This is a genomic window from Kordiimonas sp. (assembly GCF_965216265.1).
Taxonomy (GTDB): domain Bacteria; phylum Pseudomonadota; class Alphaproteobacteria; order Sphingomonadales; family Kordiimonadaceae; genus Kordiimonas.
This window is the reverse complement of sequence record NZ_OZ244153.1, coordinates 785,638-802,150: the sequence shown is the minus strand read 5'-3', so window position 1 is coordinate 802,150 and position 16,513 is coordinate 785,638. Positions and strand designations below refer to the sequence as shown.

The window sequence follows — 16,513 nt, the reverse complement described above, 5'->3', positions numbered from 1 at the left end:
TTGGGAAAAAGGGGAAGCCTCATATGTCAAAACTCGATTTTGCCGCGCTTTTATGTTCGCGGCTTTGCCATGATCTGGTGAGCCCCGTGGGCGCCATCAACAATGGCCTCGAAATTTTGGCTGACGAAACAGATGTGTCCATGCGGGATGCTGTACTTGACCTTATCGAAAAGTCTACCCGTCAAACCAGTCACAAACTACAGTTCTTCAGGCTTGCATTTGGCGCTGCGGGCGGTTTTTCTGCGCAACTTGACGTGCGGGAATGTGAGAAGGCCATGCGCGCGTTCCTCGATGGTAGCCGTGTGACCCTTGAGTGGGACGTAGCACCTGAAAGTGCCAACAAGGCTCAAGTGAAGATTTTGCTCAATCTTGGCCTTGTGGTCTCGGAAGCAATGATCCGCGGTGGCACAGTGTTGATGCGGATGCGGAACGAGGAAGGCCAGACGGTGATCTCCATTCGCGGCGAAGGTGCACGTGTTATCGTGCAAAACGAAGTGAAGTTGGCGCTCGCGGGTACGCTGAGTGAGGATGACCTGGAGCCCCGCGCGGCACCTGCATACCTTGCGCAAGCCGTTGCGGCTGAAATCGGAGGTAAAATAAACCAGGTTGAGGTTAGCGACACGCTTGCACACATCGAAGCAATATTGCCGAACTGAGCGATGCTTTCATAAGATATGTGCATAGCTTTACACGTTTTTAACTCTTTTTGGCCAAGGTGCAAGTTGCGATCTGTTTCTTATCGGGGCACACTCCCATTATATGCTGACCCTATCCGCCGGGATGATTGAATATGGATGATCTGTTAAACGAATTTCTGACCGAGACTGGTGAAAGCATCGACGTGGTTGACGTCGAGCTGGTCAAGCTTGAGCAAGACCCTAACAACAAGGAAGTTCTCGATAACATCTTCCGCCTTGTTCACACCATCAAGGGTACCTGTGGTTTCCTTGGTTTACCTCGGTTGGAATCGGTTGCGCACGCATCCGAGAACGTTCTGGGCAAGTTCAGGGATGGCGAGCTGCAAGTTTCCGAGCATGCGGTGACGGTCATTCTTGAGAGCCTTGACCGGATTAAGGAGATTCTGGCGGGCCTTGAGGCGACGGAAGAGGAGCCAGAAGGCGACGATACGGACCTGATCGCACGGCTGGATGCCATCGCGGAAGGGGCGCTTGCCGCACCAGACCCGGAGCCTGACACGGTTGAGGGTGAGATTGTTGACGTGAACCTCGGCCGTGCGCTGAAGCCGGGTGAGGTATCGCTTGAGGAACTGGAAGCTGCTTTTGCAAATGCCCCCGGCCCTGAAGAAATGGCTGAAGAAGAGCCTGTGGCCGCACCAACATCTAGCGGCGCAGGTAAAACCTTATTCGATAGAGTGGGCGGTGAAGATACCTTGGCTGTTGCCGCGCACCTGATTGCCCAGCGGCTTGGGACCGATGGCAATCTGTCCAAGTTTTTTGCGAATACAGCGTCTGATTTGCGTAAGGGCCAATTCATGGGCCTGATGATGGCGATCTTCAAGGACGACCTTGATGCTGCAGATAATGTTGGCCGCCAGCTTGTTTCTGTCTCCGGTTTTACGGACCAGCATTTTGACAAACTGGTCGAGATGATCAAAACCGTGCTTGTTGAATGCCAGGTGGACGGCGACACGGCTGACGAAGCGGCAATGAGCTTTGAACTGGTGCGTGACGCTGTTGTGAGCGCGGCAAAAGAAATTGCCAAAGCGGAAACCAACAAGGCGGGCACGGCGTCTTCCGCTCGGACGCAAGCTGCTGGGCCATCTGCTGCTGCACCAACCGAACAGAAGCGTACTTCCCAATCTATCCGCGTGAGTGTTGATCTGTTGGAAGACCTGATGAATATGGTCTCTGAGCTGGTGTTGACCCGGAACCAGCTTCTGCAAATTACCCGGAATATGGATAATACCGAGCTTGGAGTGCCGCTGCAGCGTCTGAGCCAGTGCACCACAGAGCTTCAGGAAAATGTGATGAAAACGCGCATGCAGCCGATTGGCAACGCATGGGCGAAACTGCCACGCATTGTTCGCGACCTTACGGTAGAACTTGATAAGAAGATCGACCTTGAGATGCTTGGCGCTGACACCGAGCTTGACCGCCAAGTGCTGGAACTTATCAAAGACCCGCTTACCCACATGGTCAGAAACTCTGCCGACCACGGCATTGAGACACCAGCTGAGCGGATGGCGGTTGGCAAGTCTGAAAATGGTACGATTGTGCTGAACGCCTATCACGAAGGCGGGCATATCATTATCGAAATCAAGGATGATGGCCGGGGCATTCCTGTGGCCAAGCTTAGCAAAAAAATTCTTGAGAAGAAGTTGGCAACCGAGGCTGAGCTTGCGGACATGTCCGACGGCCAGATTCAGAAGTTTATTTTCCACCCTGGGTTTTCGACAGCCGAGAAAATCACCAGCGTCTCCGGGCGTGGTGTGGGTATGGATGTGGTGCGCTCAAATATCGAGAAGATCGGTGGCACCATCGATATGGTCTCCATCGAGGGCAAAGGCTCCACCTTCCAGATCAAGATCCCACTCACACTGGCGATCGTTGCTGGCCTGATTGTTAAAGCACAAGACGAACGTTATGCGATCCCGCAAATCAGCGTGCTTGAACTGGTGCGGGCGTCGCAAAACTCGGAACACAAGATTGAGACCATCAAGGATACACCTGTCCTGAGGCTCCGGAACCGTTTGCTGCCACTGGTGTACCTGAACGAGGTTCTTGGCTTCATGGACCGCGACGAGATCGATGCACGTGAAGATGTTGACGACTTTATCGTCGTTACTCAGGTTGGTGCGTTCACCTTCGGGGTCGTGGTGGATCAGGTGTTCGATACGGAAGAGATTGTGGTCAAGCCGGTTGCACCGATTTTGAAAGACCTCGAAATCTACTCAGGTAATACGATCCTGGGTGATGGGAGTGTGATCATGATCCTCGATCCGAACGGCATCGCTGCCCGCGCCAATTCGGGCGTTGGCGACCACGAACGTGAAGAAGAAGATGCGCGCGAGCAGGTGCGCCGAACCGCTGAGAGCGAGAAAGAAAGTCTTCTTGTCTTCCGTGCGGGTGGCAAAAATCCAAAAGCAGTTCCGCTTGCACTTGTTGCGCGCCTTGAGGAAATCGATGTCGATACCATCGAGCTCTCGGACGGTCGCCATATGGTGCAATACCGTGGCGCGTTGATGCCTCTCATCAAGGCGCATCCCGATATGGAACTTCGCAGCGAGGGGCGCCAACCTGTACTCGTATTCACAGACCGCGAATACACCATGGGCCTGGCTGTCGATGATATCCTTGATATCGTTGAGGAAGAACTGAACATCAAGCTCGCGTCTGAGAAGCAAGGCGTTGTGGGCTCTGCCATCATCAGTGGTAAGGCCTCTGAGGTTATTGATGTTTCATACTATCTCAACCTAGCGTTTGCTGATTGGCTGAGGTCTCGCAACGTAACGGATGACACAGTGCCGTCTGCAGGAGCCAGCGTTCTTTTGATCGATGATAGTGACTTCTTCCGCAATATGCTGAAGCCGGTTCTGACGGTGGCGGGGTATCACGTGAAGGCGGTTTCAAGCGCTGCCACTGCACTGAAGCTGATGGAAGACGGTTATACATACGACCTGATTGTCTCGGATATCGAAATGCCGGATATGAACGGCTTCGATTTTGCTGCGGCCATTCGGGACGGTAGCAAATGGGAAAACACACCGCTTGTTGCTCTGTCGGCTCTAGCAACAGAGCGAGATGTACAGAGAGGGCACGCTGCCGGTTTCGATGACTATATCGCAAAATTTGATAAGCCAACGCTGCTGAGAAGCCTTGCCCAACAGCTTAAGATCAAAGGAGACGCGGCATGAACAACCTTGTTGTCCGTGATGACTTAAGCCTTGTGGCAACCGGCAAGCAGGATTTTGTGACTGTGGTTCTTGAGGGGCAAACCCTTGGAATACCGGTTTTGAGCGTGCATGACGTGCTGAACCCGCAACAAATAACCAAGATACCACTTGCGCCAGCGTGGGTCTCAGGTGTGTTGAATTTGCGCGGCAAGATCGTGACAGCCATCGACCTCAGGCAACGCCTTGGCCTGCCACCACTGGAAGCTGGTAAACAGAGCATGTCTGTGGTGGTTGAGCATAAAGAGGAACCCTATAGCCTGCAGATCGACACCGTAGGCGAGGTTCTGTCACTTGACGACGCAGACTTTGAAAGAAACCCGGTAACGCTTGATCAGCGCTGGCGGGAAGTGAGCCGGGGGATTTATAGGCTCGAAAACAAACTTTTGCCCATTCTGGACGTGGACCGACTTCTTGCCTTTGAAAGCAGTGGAAAAGCCGCGTAAGGTGCAGACTGAACAATAATAGAATAGGTCCACCGAATAAGGTGGAGTAGGGAGACATCAGCAAATGAAGTTATGTCTTGTGGTTGACGATTCAAAGGTGATCCGGAAGGTCGCGCGGCGCATTCTGGAAGAGCTTAATTTTGACATCGAAGAAGCCGTAGATGGACAGGACGCCCTGGACGCATGTGACCGTAACATGCCGGACGTTGTGCTTTTGGACTGGAACATGCCGGTTATGGACGGGCTTGAATTCCTGAAGGCCATCCGGGCCCGCGAAGGCGTTGAGCAGCCGATTGTGGTTTTCTGTACCACTGAAAATGATATGGCGCACATTCGTACCGCCATCGAGGCTGGTGCAAACGAATATATCATGAAGCCGTTTGACCGTGAGATCATTGAGGCGAAATTCTCCCAAGTTGGGTTGATGTAACATAAGGGTACCCCGCGTGAATTCTGCGGTTTCAAAAACAACAGCTGTGCCGGGAAGCGGTGGTCCCTATCGGGTAATGGTGGTGGACGATAGTGCCATTATCCGGGGCTTTTTGTGCCGCTATTTGTCTGAAGATTCTGAAATTGATGTTGTGACAACCGCCAATAATGGCGCAGTTGCGCTCAGGCAGTTGCAGGCAAATGATATAGAGGTTGTTGTGCTTGATATCGAGATGCCAGAGATGGACGGCCTGACAGCGCTGCCTCAGATGATCAAGATGGTGCCGGACCTTCAGGTTGTGATGGCCTCCACACTGACCCGCAAGAATGCGGAGGTCAGCCTACGCTCCCTTCAGATGGGGGCAGTGGATTATGTGCCGAAGCCTGAGACAGCGCGTTCCGTTAACGCAAATATCGATTTCCGCCGCGAGCTTGTGGATAAGGTGAAAGCCTGGGCCTCGCGCCGCCGTAAAAAACGCGGTGAACAATTGCCGGCAAACGCGAGCGACCTTGGCGCGCCAACGGCTGGGACGACAGCTGCAGGGCTTGCAGCACGTGAAGTCACAGCGCGCAGGCCCGCCGCGCCCACGCCGGGAAGCGGGTTTGTAACGGCACGCAGGCCAGCCGCACCGGTCTCTATCAGTGGTGCGCGGGTTTCTACTGCACCAGCGACGCCAGCGGTGCCGCTTGAGAAGCAAATCAGCCTGCGCACGGGGTCATTCCGGCGACCAAAAGTTCTTGCTATTGGCTCATCAACGGGTGGTCCGCAGGCTCTGATGAAGTTTTTTGCGGGATTCAAACGCGCGCCAGACGTGCCGGTGTTGATCACGCAGCATATGCCAGCGACCTTCACCGCCATTTTGGCTGAACATCTCGCGCAGGCGACGGGCTGGAAAACGCAGGAAGCCACAGACGGCCAGTTCCTTACTGCGGGTGAAATGTATGTTGCTCCGGGTGGACGCCACATGGAAGTCACTGTTGTTGACGGCAAGGCCTGCATTCGATTGACCGATGAACCGCCTGAGAATTTTTGCCGCCCGGCTGTGGACCCGTTGTTTCGCAGCTTGCCAGCGGTATATGGCGAAAATGTTTTGGGCATCATCCTTACCGGGATGGGGCACGACGGTCTGAAGGGTGCGAGAGAATTGACACGAACGGGGGGTACGCTGCTGGCACAAGATGAAGCGAGCAGTGTGGTATGGGGTATGCCTGGAGCGGTCGCGACCGCAGGGCTATGTACGGAGGTACTTCCTGTTGATAAATTGGGTGAGGCAGCAGCCACGCGGTTGCAAGGAGGAATCAGATGAAAACTGAAGATTTTGAATTCCTCGCAGGCATGCTCAAAGAGCGCTCTGGCCTGATGCTCACGCCGGATAAAGTCTATCTTCTTGAAAGCCGGTTGACGCCGCTTGCTCGCAAGCGCGGGCTTGATACGCTTGATGCGCTTGTGCAGAAGTTGAGAATGAGCCGGGATGACGGCCTGATCCGCGACGTGACCGAAGCAATGACCACGAACGAGTCGTTCTTCTTTCGGGACAACACACCGTTTGACCTGTTCAAAAACCATGTGTTGCCAGCCATGGAAAAGGGTCGTGCATCACAGAAGCGGCTGCGCATATGGTGTGCTGCCGCATCAACAGGGCAGGAGCCATACTCGCTTGCGATCCTTCTGCGCGAAAACTGGATGAAATGGCAGGGCTGGAATATAGAGATTGTCGGCACCGACATCTGTACCCAAGTGCTTGAGAAAGCCAAAGCTGGTACATACAGCCAGTTTGAGGTTCAGCGCGGGCTTCCTATCCAGATGCTGATCAAATATTTCAAGCAGGAAGGCGACACCTGGCGGATCAGCGATGACATTCGCAAGATGGTGACCTTCAGGCCATTTAACCTGCTCAGCAACTTTGTTGGAATGGGTTCATTTGACGTGATTTATTGCCGCAACGTGTTGATCTATTTTGACCAGCCTACCAAGAAGGACGTTCTTGAGCGCATGCGCAAATGCCTTGCGAGCGACGGTACGCTCTTCCTAGGTGCCGCTGAGACAGTGCTGGGCATAACAGACAGCTTCCGCCCGGTGCGCGGCCAGCGCGGCATGTATGTGCCAAGTGACGGCACAGCAGAAAAAGCCATGGGCCTTGGCTAGAACTTATACTGATTGGTAAGAAAAAGGCGGCTTGTTGGGCCGCCTTTTTCTTTAAGTATGTCATGCTCTTTCCGCGCAAAAAAAAGGCCGCAACACTATGCGGCCTTTTGCTGAATTACGAACGCCTTAACTGGCGGCGGCTTCGCTTTCTTCCGTTGGGTTCCTCAGCACATAGCCACGCCCCCAAACAGTTTCGATGTAATTTTCACCGTCAGAAGCTGTTGCGAGCTTTTTCCTCAGCTTACAGATGAAAACATCGATGATTTTCAGCTCGGGCTCATCAATGCCACCGTAAAGATGATTAAGGAACATCTCTTTGGTGAGGGTGCTGCCTTTTCTCAGGGAAAGCAGCTCCAGCATTGCATATTCCTTGCCGGTCAAGTGCACGCGCTGGTTAGCAACTTCGACCGTCTTGGTGTCGAGGTTAACGGCCAGTTTGCCGGTCTTGATAATTGACTGTGAATGCCCTTTTGAGCGCCGCACAATGGCGTGGATACGAGCGACCAGCTCTTCCTTATGGAAAGGCTTGGTCATATAGTCATCGGCGCCAAAGCCGAGGCCCTTGACCTTATTTTCCATTTCCGTAAGACCGGACAAAATAAGGATAGGTGTATTGACCTTCGCGGTCCTCAATTTCTTGAGCACATCGTATCCGTGCATATCCGGCAGGTTCAGGTCGAGCAAGATGATGTCGTAATCGTAAAGCTTACCAAGATCGAGGCCTTCTTCCCCAAGGTCGGTGCTGTATACGTTAAAACCCTCTGCGTTGAGCATCAGCTCAATGCTGCGGGTCATGGTCGGATCGTCTTCAATTAATAGAACACGCATTTCTCATCCCCAGGTTAGTGTATATATCCGGCATGAGCCAAACTCTCGGCGTACCTTCTGCCGCCGAAACACATCAGATCGCCATCAACGGTGACCCCTCCCGCCCAAGGCGTGTTTCATGGTTAATGTTAACTAAGGTTAACAGAATCTCCAAGGAAAAAACATGGCACAACTTAAGGGTTTGACTAAAGTGGATGGTCCTTTTACCAATCCTTAAACAGCTTCGTGCATCATGGCGCGGTCATAAGTGTAACCTTGATCCTTCGGCAATGGCCGGCCTTGGGGGTTGGGCCAGGATACGAGAAAAACGTGCAAAGTCTTATCCAGGAAGTAGAGCGAATTCAGACCGAAAAGCGGTTCGGCAGAGTGACCGGAGTCCGCGGTTTGCTTGTGGAATTGGCCGGTATTGGTCAGCATATTTCAATCGGCTCCCGGCTCGAGATTGAGACGCGCGGCTACCGTAAAGTGCCGGTCGAGATTGTAGGCTTTCGCCATGAAACTGCACTCGCCATGCCCTTTGATGCCTTGGAGGGTGTTGGCGTCGGTTGCAAGGTTTCGCTACTGCAAAGCGAGCCGGTTGTGTTCCCATCCTCCGCGTGGCTTGGCCGGGTCGTGAATGCCCTTGGTGAACCAATTGACGGCAAGGGACCGATTCGCCACGGTACACGGCCGCGTCTTCTGCGCGCTGGGCCTCCTCCTGCGCATACTCGTCAGCGCGTTGGCGCAAAAATCGACCTTGGCGTTCGTGCACTCAATACATTTGTAAGCTGTTGCCGTGGCCAGCGGATGGGTATTTTTGCCGGTTCCGGTGTGGGTAAATCCGTTTTGCTTTCAATGGTCGCGCGTCATTCAGATGCCGATATCAGTGTGATTGGCCTTATCGGTGAGCGGGGACGCGAGGTTCAGGAATTTATTGAAGATGATTTGGGCGAGGATGGTCTTGCTCGTTCCGTCGTCGTGGTGGCAACGTCAGATGAAAGTGCGTTGATGCGGCGTCAGGCTGCTCACCTCACCCTTTCACTTGCCGAGTTTTTCCGTGATCGTGGCCAGGATGTCATGTGTCTGATGGATAGCGTGACCCGGTTTGCGATGGCACAGCGGGAAATTGGGCTTGCAGGCGGCGAGCCGCCAACCAGCAAAGGCTATACGCCAACGGTGTTCACCGAGTTGCCGCGCCTGCTGGAGCGCGCAGGGCCGGGGCCACGCGGGCAAGGTAATATTACCGGGCTTTTCACAGTGCTTGTGGAAGGCGACGACCATAACGAGCCGGTCGCTGATGCGGTACGTGGTATTCTTGACGGTCACATCGTGATGGAACGTGCAATCGCGGAACGCGGCCGGTATCCAGCCATTAATATCCTGAAATCTATCTCAAGGACGATGCCACGCTGTAATTCTGACGAAGAGAACCTTCTGGTGCGTGAAGCCAAGCGTTACATGTCCACCTATACGGATATGGAAGAGATGATCCGCCTTGGCGCCTACCGTCAGGGCAGCAACCCTGATGTGGATGCCTCCATCGGGTATCATGAGCCTCTGGAAGAATTTCTGGGTCAATGGAAGGATGATAAAACCCCGCTTCTTGAGGGCTATCAGCGCTTGCGCCAGATACTTGAGACCGGTCCTGCAGCGCTTGCCCTGCAGGGAGGTGATGACGAATGAGCCGCCTTGACGGAATTATCCGCCTGAGGAAATGGGAGCTAGACGAGCAGCGCCGCCAGCTTGCTGAAATTCAGGCTGAGTGCGATACGATCATCACCGTCATTGATGCGATTGAAGAAGAACGTGCACAGCAGGCGCGTGAATACAGCGGCTCTGAGGTTTCAGCACTGACCTATGGTGCCTATCTTGAGGGCTCGCGGCAGAAACAGGCGATGTTCACCAAGTTCCTGCGTGAGAAGGAACAGGCGCTTGATGAACACCGCGACAAGGTGGCTGAAAGCTTCCGTGAGCTGAAAACCTTCGAGATCGCGCGGGAACACGAATATCAGCGCGTTGCTCAGGCTGAAGCCAAGGAAGAACAGAACGCGTTTGACGAGCTTGGTATCCAGAACCACGCACGGGAAGAGGCGATGGTGGATTCCAAGTATTTGAAAATGCGGCGCTAAGTCTCCCGCCCTGACAAAATAATCACTTGATTGATATGCCCGAAGGCCGTCATTCTATTCCTCATTGAAGGAAGGACAGCATCATGGCGGACAATAAGGCGGAAGATAATCTCGCGCAGTTGCAGGCTTTGGACAGGGCACACCATTTGCATCCGTTCACCGACCCGAACGCCCTGAGGGCCGCTCCTCCCTTCATGATTGAACATGCGGAAGGCTGTTACGTTACCGGGCAGAATATCCGCCTGTTGGATGCCATGGCTGGGCTTGGCTGCGTTAATATCGGCTACGGCAGGAAAGAACTTGCCGCTGCCGCGGCGGATGCCATGGAACGCCTGTGTTATTACCATTCATTCGCGGCTGTCTCTAACCCATATGCGGCACCTCTTGCTGCAAAAATTGCTGAAAAATCCCCAAGTCATATGAATAAGGTTTTTTTCGCGAACTCGGGTTCCGAGGCGAATGAAACGCTTATCAAACTGGTTCGGCTTTATTGGCGGCGGAAAAACAAGCCGTCCAAAAAGATTATCATAAGCCGGGACTATGCCTATCACGGCAGCACGATCGCAACGACGCTTCTGAACGGCAACAAAGCCATGATTGATGACTTTGGTCTTGAGGTCGGCAAAGATGTGACCCACGCCACAGCACCTTTCTGGTACCGACTTGGCGGAGATATGAGCCCGGAAGAGTTTGGGCTCGCCGCCGCGCGCGATATTGAGGCGAAAATTCTTGAAGCGGGGGCCGATAATGTGGCCGCTTTTTTTGGTGAACCGATCCAGGGAACGCTTGGTGCTGTTGTGCCGCCCGCAAGTTATTGGCCTGAGGTTGAACGCATTTGCCGCAAGCACGATGTGCTTTTGGTGACGGATGAGGTGGTAACAGGTTTTGGCCGCACGGGGCATTGGTTCGCGCAGGAAACCTTTGGTTTCAAGGCAGACATGATGGCATTGGCGAAAGGGCTATCCTCCGCTTATCTGCCGATCTCGGCTGCGGTCATCAGTGATGAGGTCGCCGAGGTGATCGAGGGCGCAGAGGCCGTGTTGCAACACGGCTTTACCACAACAGGGCATCCCGTTACGGCGGCTGTTGCGCTCCGTAACATTCAGGTGCTTGAGGACGAAGGGCTGGTTGACCGGATCAGGGATGATGTTGGCCCATATTTCACCAAAATCCTCAAGTCACTTGAAAGCCATCCATTGGTGGGTGAAGCGCGGGTTTGCGGTTTGATGGCAGGCATTGAGCTGGTGCGGGACAAAGCCACACGGACGCAGTATCCGCTTGAGCTTGGCATTTGTGAGCATATTGGGCAGGCCTGTCTGGTTCGTGGGCTTATTGTGCGGCCGGTTGGCAACGCGCTTGTATTATGCCCGCCGTTCATCATCAGCCACGCGGAGATAGACTTTATCGGCAACGTACTCAAAGAAGCACTGGATGACGTGCACAATGCCTTGCAGCAGGGTTAAACCGTTGCTTCAGTTGGCTGTGCGGGTTTCTCGTCCACTTTGCTTTTGCGCCTGATCATCGCAACATTGCCGATAATCACCAGGCTCAGGCCAATCACGGCCTCTGGTGTCCAGATAAAACCTTCCATCACGGTCGAGATCATCAGCGCCACAACAGGGGTCATCACCGCCATATAGGCCGCACGGCCAACCCCGATACGGCCAATGAGCCAGATGTACAGGGTGAAGGCGACAACTGTGCCCACGATCGAAAGGTAGAGCAGGGACAGCACATAACTTGGCTGAGTGTCAAAAGCGATGGGTTTGCCTGAGAGAAGCGCAAAGATGATGTTGGCGAGCGCGCCGTAGCCAAGGCTCCAGGCGTTGAAGGACAGCACTGGTATTTTCCTGCTTGAGCCCGCGCCTGCAGCCATATTACCGAACGAACAGATCAGCGTAGCAGTTAGGCACAGTGCGAGGCCGAGCGTGGTGTCATCTCTAAGCGAGAAAGCAGTCACTTCCGGCATAAACAACAGCACAAGCCCGGCAATGCCAACAAGTGCGGCGGCGATTGTGCTTGGCTGGATAGGGTTGCCAAGGAATATGCGAGCATTGACGATGTTGAGGAATGACAACATCGAGAAGGTGACAGCCACAAGGCCTGAGGTCAGATACTCCGTGCCCCAATAGGTGAAGATATACCCGCCTGAGAACAGAAACAGGCCGGTGAGCGCCATCCAGAGATGGTGCTTGAGGTCCAGCTTGAGCGTTTGACGACGCACAAGGCATATAGCGAACAGCACGATTGATGCGAGAGCGAAACGATATACAAGGGACCATTCCTTGGGCACGACCCCAAGCTGAAGCTCAATGGCATACCATGTGGAGCCCCAGATGGTTACACAGCCAAAAAATGCCAGAAGTACTGCCACGATGTTATCCTCGCCCTCCGTGTTACCTCACCGAAGTAGCAGGCTTATAGGAAGCGTCAATGATTATCTTTTGCTGCTGCTGCCTTCGCGCATGATGGTTTCAACATTCACCGGGAAGGAAGATTGTTCAAGAATGTTGAGTTGGCCTGTGAAGGCGCTGGCGCCCAGCGCATCGTCAAACAAGCGGATAGCGTCATACTTGAGGCTTGAGGGCAGGGGGTTGCTAGTTCTCAGCGTCAGGTCAAATTTCTGCCCGCGGATAAGGCCGTCAAGCTGAACAGCACCGAGCACAGTGAACTGTACTTCAAGAATGAAGCGTTGCAGCTCGTCTTTCTCGTCGTCCTGATCCTGATATTGACCACCGTGCTGTCGGTCCGGGTCAACGTGTGGGCCATGGCCAAACAGCAGGGCAATAAGCGGCATGTCCGGGTTCCTGAGGTCAAGGGGTAAAAGCACCTGCCGCCACTCGCCAACAGGTTCAGTGGCCATGCCCATAAGGCGGGTGATATCGCCCTTGAGTGCGTCTAATAGCGCTCGGCTATGCTCGGCCAATGCTTTTTCTGCTGCGCCACCAAGCCAGCCTTCGGGGCTGTTACGGCCAGCGGCGGATAGGAAAAACATCAGGCTGTTGGTCAGCTTGCCGCCACCGTCAGCTGAGCGCGCTGCCAGTTGCGCTGCTGCTGCAGGATCAGAGCCGCTCAGGAACGTCATGCTTTGGTGCAGCGCGGGCCATGCCTGGTGGCTGAGGGCTGCGAGCGCGCCAGCTTCTGGAACCATCGCTGCAGTCGGCGCAATCGGGGTGCCAGAATAGGGCATGGACAGCGGCAAAGGCGCAGTTTCCTGCGCGGGCAGCGGAAACTGAAGCACGTCCCCTACAGCCGGGCGCACAGCGTTCGGCAGCGTCACGGTAACCATACCGCGCGTGGTATCCAGCCTCAGATCCGAGCGTGGCCCGTCAGGGCTCATGAAGGCGCGCACGGTATGAACCGCCTTCACGGTGGCACTCTGAAGTGCCTTATTTTCCATACCTTGTTCCGGAAACGAAACAATAATGTTTTTAGGGATACCCATGCCCGGTGGTTGTAGCCGCGCTTTATAACCGGGCGCGGTGTTTACCGCTTCAGGAGCGGCTGGCGCGAGAGCCGGGGTGGTGATGCGAACCTGCTCTCCGTTCAGGTTTTCTGCGGCTTTCAGGCTGACAATCAAGGTGCCCTGAGAGGTTTCAACACGCGCGAGCGGGGAGGTTGGGTCTGCCAGTTTGGCGATCTGTAACGGCAGGGTTTTTGCGTTGTCCGGCGCGAGCGGGTACACGGTGAGCACAGTGGCAACCTGGCTGGGCGGTACACGGCTGATGGCCGGGTCCATTAACTGGATAACCTTGGCGCTACCTTCTGGCGTGAAGGCTTGGATGGGTGCACTTAACCCAGTGGAATCAAAGCCTTGCTGTGGCGCTTGTAACGATGTCAGCTCTGACTTCGGAATAAAATGAGCTCCGTCAGGGCGTTCACCACGGGGTGGAACCTGGGTGCTGGCTGACTGATAAAGCGGCACTTTGGGGGCCTGCCCCTGCTGGGCTGCAATGAGTGTTGCAAGGTCTGAGCTGTTGGACCGGGCACCAATTTTATCCGGATTATCGGCGATAAGTGTGGCGGAAGTGTTGCTATAAGTGGGGCGCGACTGTGGCGTAATTGACTGATTTTCCGAAACGGGCTTGTTTTCCAACATGTTAGGGAGGCTTGACGCTCGTGCACCGATCAAATTCGCCAGGGTTTCTGCGCCGTCCGCCTGCACCACCTGTGGCGTCGATTGTGCCACACCTTGTGCCACACTTTGTTGCGGGCGCCTGCCGCTATAAGATGGGCCTGTCGTCGGGGCTTCTGTGCGGGGAGGCTGCCCGTCACCCTCGGGCGCATGGATCGAGATAACAACAAGCGCGAGCCGGATCGGCGGGTCGATCACCTGATTGTTTTTCATCAAAAGATCGGCAGATACTTTTTTGCCCGCTTCAACAATCTCAAGCTCAACATCATCACCCGCTCGCAAACCGGCATCGGGGCGCAGCGCATAGGTGGCCCGTTCGGTCACGATAATGGGCCTGCCTTCAAGGTCGATTTTGGCGATCTCGCGTTTCAGCCGCTCGCCTATCTCAATGTGGGCAGCGCTGGCGGAAATGGAAACCGCCGGGTCGCGGGAATGCAGGGCGTCCGCGCGGTCGTTTTTTGCGTGCCGTTCACCACCATGTTCGCGGGCCTGGGTTTCCGAACGCTGGGGGTCTTTGGATACACCAGATGCTTTGTCGGTGGCACGGGCCACCGGGTCCACAACTTTTGGCATTGGTGCACCGCCAGTTATATCGCTCATTCAGCATCCTCGGTTTAACGCGTTTTGCGCCGCCGGGCGGGCTGATCTAGCGCCCGACGATAGCCGCCGCGAGTGCCTTGATGTCTTTTGCTGCTTCCGCCTGAGGGTGCCGCGACAGAAGCGGAACCTGCGCGCGGATGGCATCAACCACCTTGGCATCATTCTTAATGATACCGATAAGGGGCGGGGAAATCTTCAAAAATCCTTCGCACGCCCTTTTGATGGCCTCATAGGCTTTTTCGCCTTCGCGTTTGCTGGCCACATTATTCACCACGATGGAGATATCGGCGCTTGGGTTGCGCATCGCGGTGATCTTGATGAAAGCGTAAGCGTCTGTAAGTGAGGTCGGGTCCGCTGTCATCACCACAAGCACCTTGCCGTGGTGTTTGGAAAGCGTGGTAACGGAAGGGTCCACGCCTGCCGCGAGGTCGAGAAGCACATAGTCATATTTGCTGGCAAGTGCCGTCAGCCCGGTGCGGATTTTGACCAGAGTTTCTTTGGTGAGACTGCCCAGCGCGCCAGAGCCTGATTTGCCCGGCAATACGTCAAAGCCGCTGCCGTCTTTTTCTTCAAAACGGCATACGATATCGCGAAGCGGCGCATCGCCCGAGATAAAGGTGCCAAGGTCACGGTCCGGCATCAAGCCAAGCTGGATATCCACATTGGCAAGCCCCAAATCACCGTCAAACAGCAGCACATTTTTACCGGCGTGCGACAGCGCGTGCGAAAGGGTGACGGAAAGCCACGTTTTACCAACACCGCCCTTGCCGGATGCGATTGTGATCAGCCGGCGCTCAAGCGTTTCTTTATCCCGTGTCATCGGCGCGTCAGTCATGTTTACTATCCATTTTCGCTTCGGCTTTCTTACCCCGTGGTAGCGCGGTAAGAAGGCGAGAAATTGTCAGAGGGGAGGCTGTCTCAAGCCCTTCAGCCACATAAGGGCTGCGGCTGATGGCGGCAAGCGCCAGATATCCGGGCCGGGCCGCCATGATCATGCTGGCATAACGCCGCGCTGCGTCAAGGCGGGTAGCAATGAAGCGCTGGCATCCCATGCGCGCAAAAATACCTGCAATCTCTTGTGCGTCCAGCGCATCAAGCCCCGCAGGCATCACCAGCACGGGTTCTGCGTCCACCTTCTGGATAAACTTCAACAGCTCTTTCAGCTCATCCATGTTGAACGGGTTGGTGCCGGGTGTGTCGATAATGGTCAGGCCCATGAAGTCTGTTTTGGCACGAATAACAGCATCAAGTTCGTTTGGTGTATCGGCGGTCGATACCGTCTGTTTCATCAGCTGTGCAAAATGGTCAAGCTGCTGGATACCTGCCGCCTTGACCGTATCTGTGGAAATAAGATGCACGGGCCGTTCATGCAGCAGCGCGTCTGCCGTCAGTTTGGCGGCGCATATGGTTTTACCGGCCCCCGGTGGTCCCACCAGCATCACGGGGCGCGATGTCGCATCCGTCAACGGGCTGAATTTGATGGCGGTCTCCAGCGCTGAAGAAAAGGCTTCAGACAGGCTACCGCCCCCCACAGCACGCACGGCCTCAGCCAAATGGCTGGCGGTATCAAAGGGCAAGCCGTGGTGGTTCAGCACCGCGCTGATATCGCCGTTGTCAAACTCCCGCGTTTTGGGGGTAGGGTGATCAACCTCATAGGCTAGCGGTGTCTGTTCCGGTGTGGGTGCTTTCTTCGGAGGTGGTGGTGTTGCGCCCGCTTCAAGGGCCGCAGTTACACGCACGCCGCTTTTGCTTGTCTCGCTTTGAATAATAATGGCATCCGGCCCAAGCTCAGCGCGGACTTGATCCATCACAGCCGACATTGTTTTGGCGTGGAAGGTTTTAAGGCGCATGGCGGATCGTGTTTCCTCAGTTTCTTCTCAAAGCGCGCGCGAAAACCGTGTCGCGGCGCGG

14 protein-coding genes are annotated in these 16,513 nt (G+C 54.8%); 9 read left to right on the top strand and 5 right to left on the bottom strand.

Annotated features, from left to right (window positions below; genetic code table 11):
• The first annotated feature begins 23 nt into the window (after positions 1-23).
• The 6 genes from ACOOGA_RS03720 (at position 24) to ACOOGA_RS03695 (ending at position 6,931) form a co-directional block, all read left to right on the top strand.
• Positions 24-656 (top strand): histidine phosphotransferase family protein, encoded by a 633-nt coding sequence (locus ACOOGA_RS03720; protein WP_417460367.1) that lies wholly within the window; start codon positions 24-26, stop codon positions 654-656.
• A 134-nt stretch (positions 657-790) separates the two neighbouring features.
• Positions 791-3,874 carry a chemotaxis protein CheW gene (locus tag ACOOGA_RS03715; protein ID WP_417460366.1) on the top strand — a complete coding sequence of 1,028 codons (3,084 nt, stop codon included), beginning with the start codon at positions 791-793 and terminating at the stop codon, positions 3,872-3,874.
• The gene (locus ACOOGA_RS03710; protein WP_417460365.1) at positions 3,871-4,356 is read left to right on the top strand and encodes a chemotaxis protein CheW; all 486 of its coding nucleotides are present in this window, start codon (positions 3,871-3,873) and stop codon (positions 4,354-4,356) included. The genes ACOOGA_RS03715 and ACOOGA_RS03710 overlap by 4 nt, the downstream gene beginning before the upstream one ends.
• A gap of 64 nt (positions 4,357-4,420) precedes the next feature.
• Positions 4,421-4,786, top strand: coding sequence for a response regulator (locus tag ACOOGA_RS03705; RefSeq protein WP_417460364.1), 366 nt, complete (start codon positions 4,421-4,423; stop codon positions 4,784-4,786).
• Positions 4,787-4,862: 76 nt separating this feature from the next.
• A complete protein-coding gene (locus ACOOGA_RS03700) occupies positions 4,863-6,092 on the top strand; it encodes a protein-glutamate methylesterase/protein-glutamine glutaminase (RefSeq protein WP_417460677.1) in 1,230 nt (409 codons plus the stop codon).
• The gene (locus ACOOGA_RS03695) at positions 6,089-6,931 is read left to right on the top strand and encodes a CheR family methyltransferase (protein ID WP_417460363.1); all 843 of its coding nucleotides are present in this window, start codon (positions 6,089-6,091) and stop codon (positions 6,929-6,931) included. The genes ACOOGA_RS03700 and ACOOGA_RS03695 overlap by 4 nt, the downstream gene beginning before the upstream one ends.
• 126 nt (positions 6,932-7,057) lie before the next feature.
• On the opposite strand, the gene ctrA is transcribed toward ACOOGA_RS03695, so the two are convergent.
• Positions 7,058-7,759, bottom strand: coding sequence for a response regulator transcription factor CtrA (ctrA, locus tag ACOOGA_RS03690; protein ID WP_417460362.1), 702 nt, complete (start codon positions 7,757-7,759; stop codon positions 7,058-7,060).
• A gap of 309 nt (positions 7,760-8,068) precedes the next feature.
• Here ctrA and fliI point away from each other — a divergent pair, with 309 nt between their 5' ends.
• From fliI to ACOOGA_RS03675, 3 genes are all read left to right on the top strand, one after another.
• Complete coding sequence (gene fliI, locus ACOOGA_RS03685; RefSeq protein WP_417460361.1) at positions 8,069-9,421, top strand: flagellar protein export ATPase FliI; 1,353 nt, start codon at positions 8,069-8,071, stop codon at positions 9,419-9,421.
• Positions 9,418-9,867 carry a flagellar export protein FliJ gene (locus ACOOGA_RS03680; RefSeq protein WP_417460360.1) on the top strand — a complete coding sequence of 150 codons (450 nt, stop codon included), beginning with the start codon at positions 9,418-9,420 and terminating at the stop codon, positions 9,865-9,867. The genes fliI and ACOOGA_RS03680 overlap by 4 nt, the downstream gene beginning before the upstream one ends.
• An 83-nt stretch (positions 9,868-9,950) precedes the next feature.
• The gene (locus ACOOGA_RS03675) at positions 9,951-11,330 is read left to right on the top strand and encodes an aminotransferase (RefSeq protein WP_417460359.1); all 1,380 of its coding nucleotides are present in this window, start codon (positions 9,951-9,953) and stop codon (positions 11,328-11,330) included.
• Here ACOOGA_RS03675 and ACOOGA_RS03670 read toward each other — a convergent pair.
• From ACOOGA_RS03670 to ACOOGA_RS03655, 4 genes are all read right to left on the bottom strand, one after another.
• Positions 11,327-12,241, bottom strand: a complete 915-nt coding sequence (locus ACOOGA_RS03670; RefSeq protein WP_417460358.1) for a DMT family transporter — start codon at positions 12,239-12,241, stop codon at positions 11,327-11,329. The genes ACOOGA_RS03675 and ACOOGA_RS03670 overlap by 4 nt on opposite strands.
• A 63-nt stretch (positions 12,242-12,304) precedes the next feature.
• The gene (locus ACOOGA_RS03665; protein ID WP_417460357.1) at positions 12,305-14,602 is read right to left on the bottom strand and encodes a hypothetical protein; all 2,298 of its coding nucleotides are present in this window, start codon (positions 14,600-14,602) and stop codon (positions 12,305-12,307) included.
• Positions 14,603-14,648: 46 nt separating this feature from the next.
• A complete protein-coding gene (locus tag ACOOGA_RS03660) occupies positions 14,649-15,437 on the bottom strand; it encodes a MinD/ParA family protein (RefSeq protein ID WP_417460356.1) in 789 nt (262 codons plus the stop codon).
• Positions 15,430-16,452 (bottom strand): GTPase, encoded by a 1,023-nt coding sequence (locus tag ACOOGA_RS03655; RefSeq protein ID WP_417460355.1) that lies wholly within the window; start codon positions 16,450-16,452, stop codon positions 15,430-15,432. The genes ACOOGA_RS03660 and ACOOGA_RS03655 overlap by 8 nt, the downstream gene beginning before the upstream one ends.
• Positions 16,453-16,513: the final 61 nt, after the last annotated feature.

What these genes read in the sequence shown, in the direction of transcription:
- ACOOGA_RS03720 (WP_417460367.1), top strand. Translation starts at nt 24, where the DNA reads ATGTCAAAACTCGATTTTGCCGCGCTTTTATGTTCGCGGCTTTGCCAT.
- ACOOGA_RS03715 (WP_417460366.1), top strand. Translation starts at nt 791, where the DNA reads ATGGATGATCTGTTAAACGAATTTCTGACCGAGACTGGTGAAAGCATC.
- ACOOGA_RS03710 (WP_417460365.1), top strand. Translation starts at nt 3,871, where the DNA reads ATGAACAACCTTGTTGTCCGTGATGACTTAAGCCTTGTGGCAACCGGC.
- ACOOGA_RS03705 (WP_417460364.1), top strand. Translation starts at nt 4,421, where the DNA reads ATGAAGTTATGTCTTGTGGTTGACGATTCAAAGGTGATCCGGAAGGTC.
- ACOOGA_RS03700 (WP_417460677.1), top strand. Translation starts at nt 4,863, where the DNA reads ATGGTGGTGGACGATAGTGCCATTATCCGGGGCTTTTTGTGCCGCTAT.
- ACOOGA_RS03695 (WP_417460363.1), top strand. Translation starts at nt 6,089, where the DNA reads ATGAAAACTGAAGATTTTGAATTCCTCGCAGGCATGCTCAAAGAGCGC.
- ctrA (WP_417460362.1), bottom strand. Translation starts at nt 7,759, where the DNA reads ATGCGTGTTCTATTAATTGAAGACGATCCGACCATGACCCGCAGCATT.
- ACOOGA_RS03680 (WP_417460360.1), top strand. Translation starts at nt 9,418, where the DNA reads ATGAGCCGCCTTGACGGAATTATCCGCCTGAGGAAATGGGAGCTAGAC.
- ACOOGA_RS03675 (WP_417460359.1), top strand. Translation starts at nt 9,951, where the DNA reads ATGGCGGACAATAAGGCGGAAGATAATCTCGCGCAGTTGCAGGCTTTG.
- ACOOGA_RS03665 (WP_417460357.1), bottom strand. Translation starts at nt 14,602, where the DNA reads ATGAGCGATATAACTGGCGGTGCACCAATGCCAAAAGTTGTGGACCCG.
- ACOOGA_RS03660 (WP_417460356.1), bottom strand. Translation starts at nt 15,437, where the DNA reads ATGACTGACGCGCCGATGACACGGGATAAAGAAACGCTTGAGCGCCGG.
- ACOOGA_RS03655 (WP_417460355.1), bottom strand. Translation starts at nt 16,452, where the DNA reads ATGCGCCTTAAAACCTTCCACGCCAAAACAATGTCGGCTGTGATGGAT.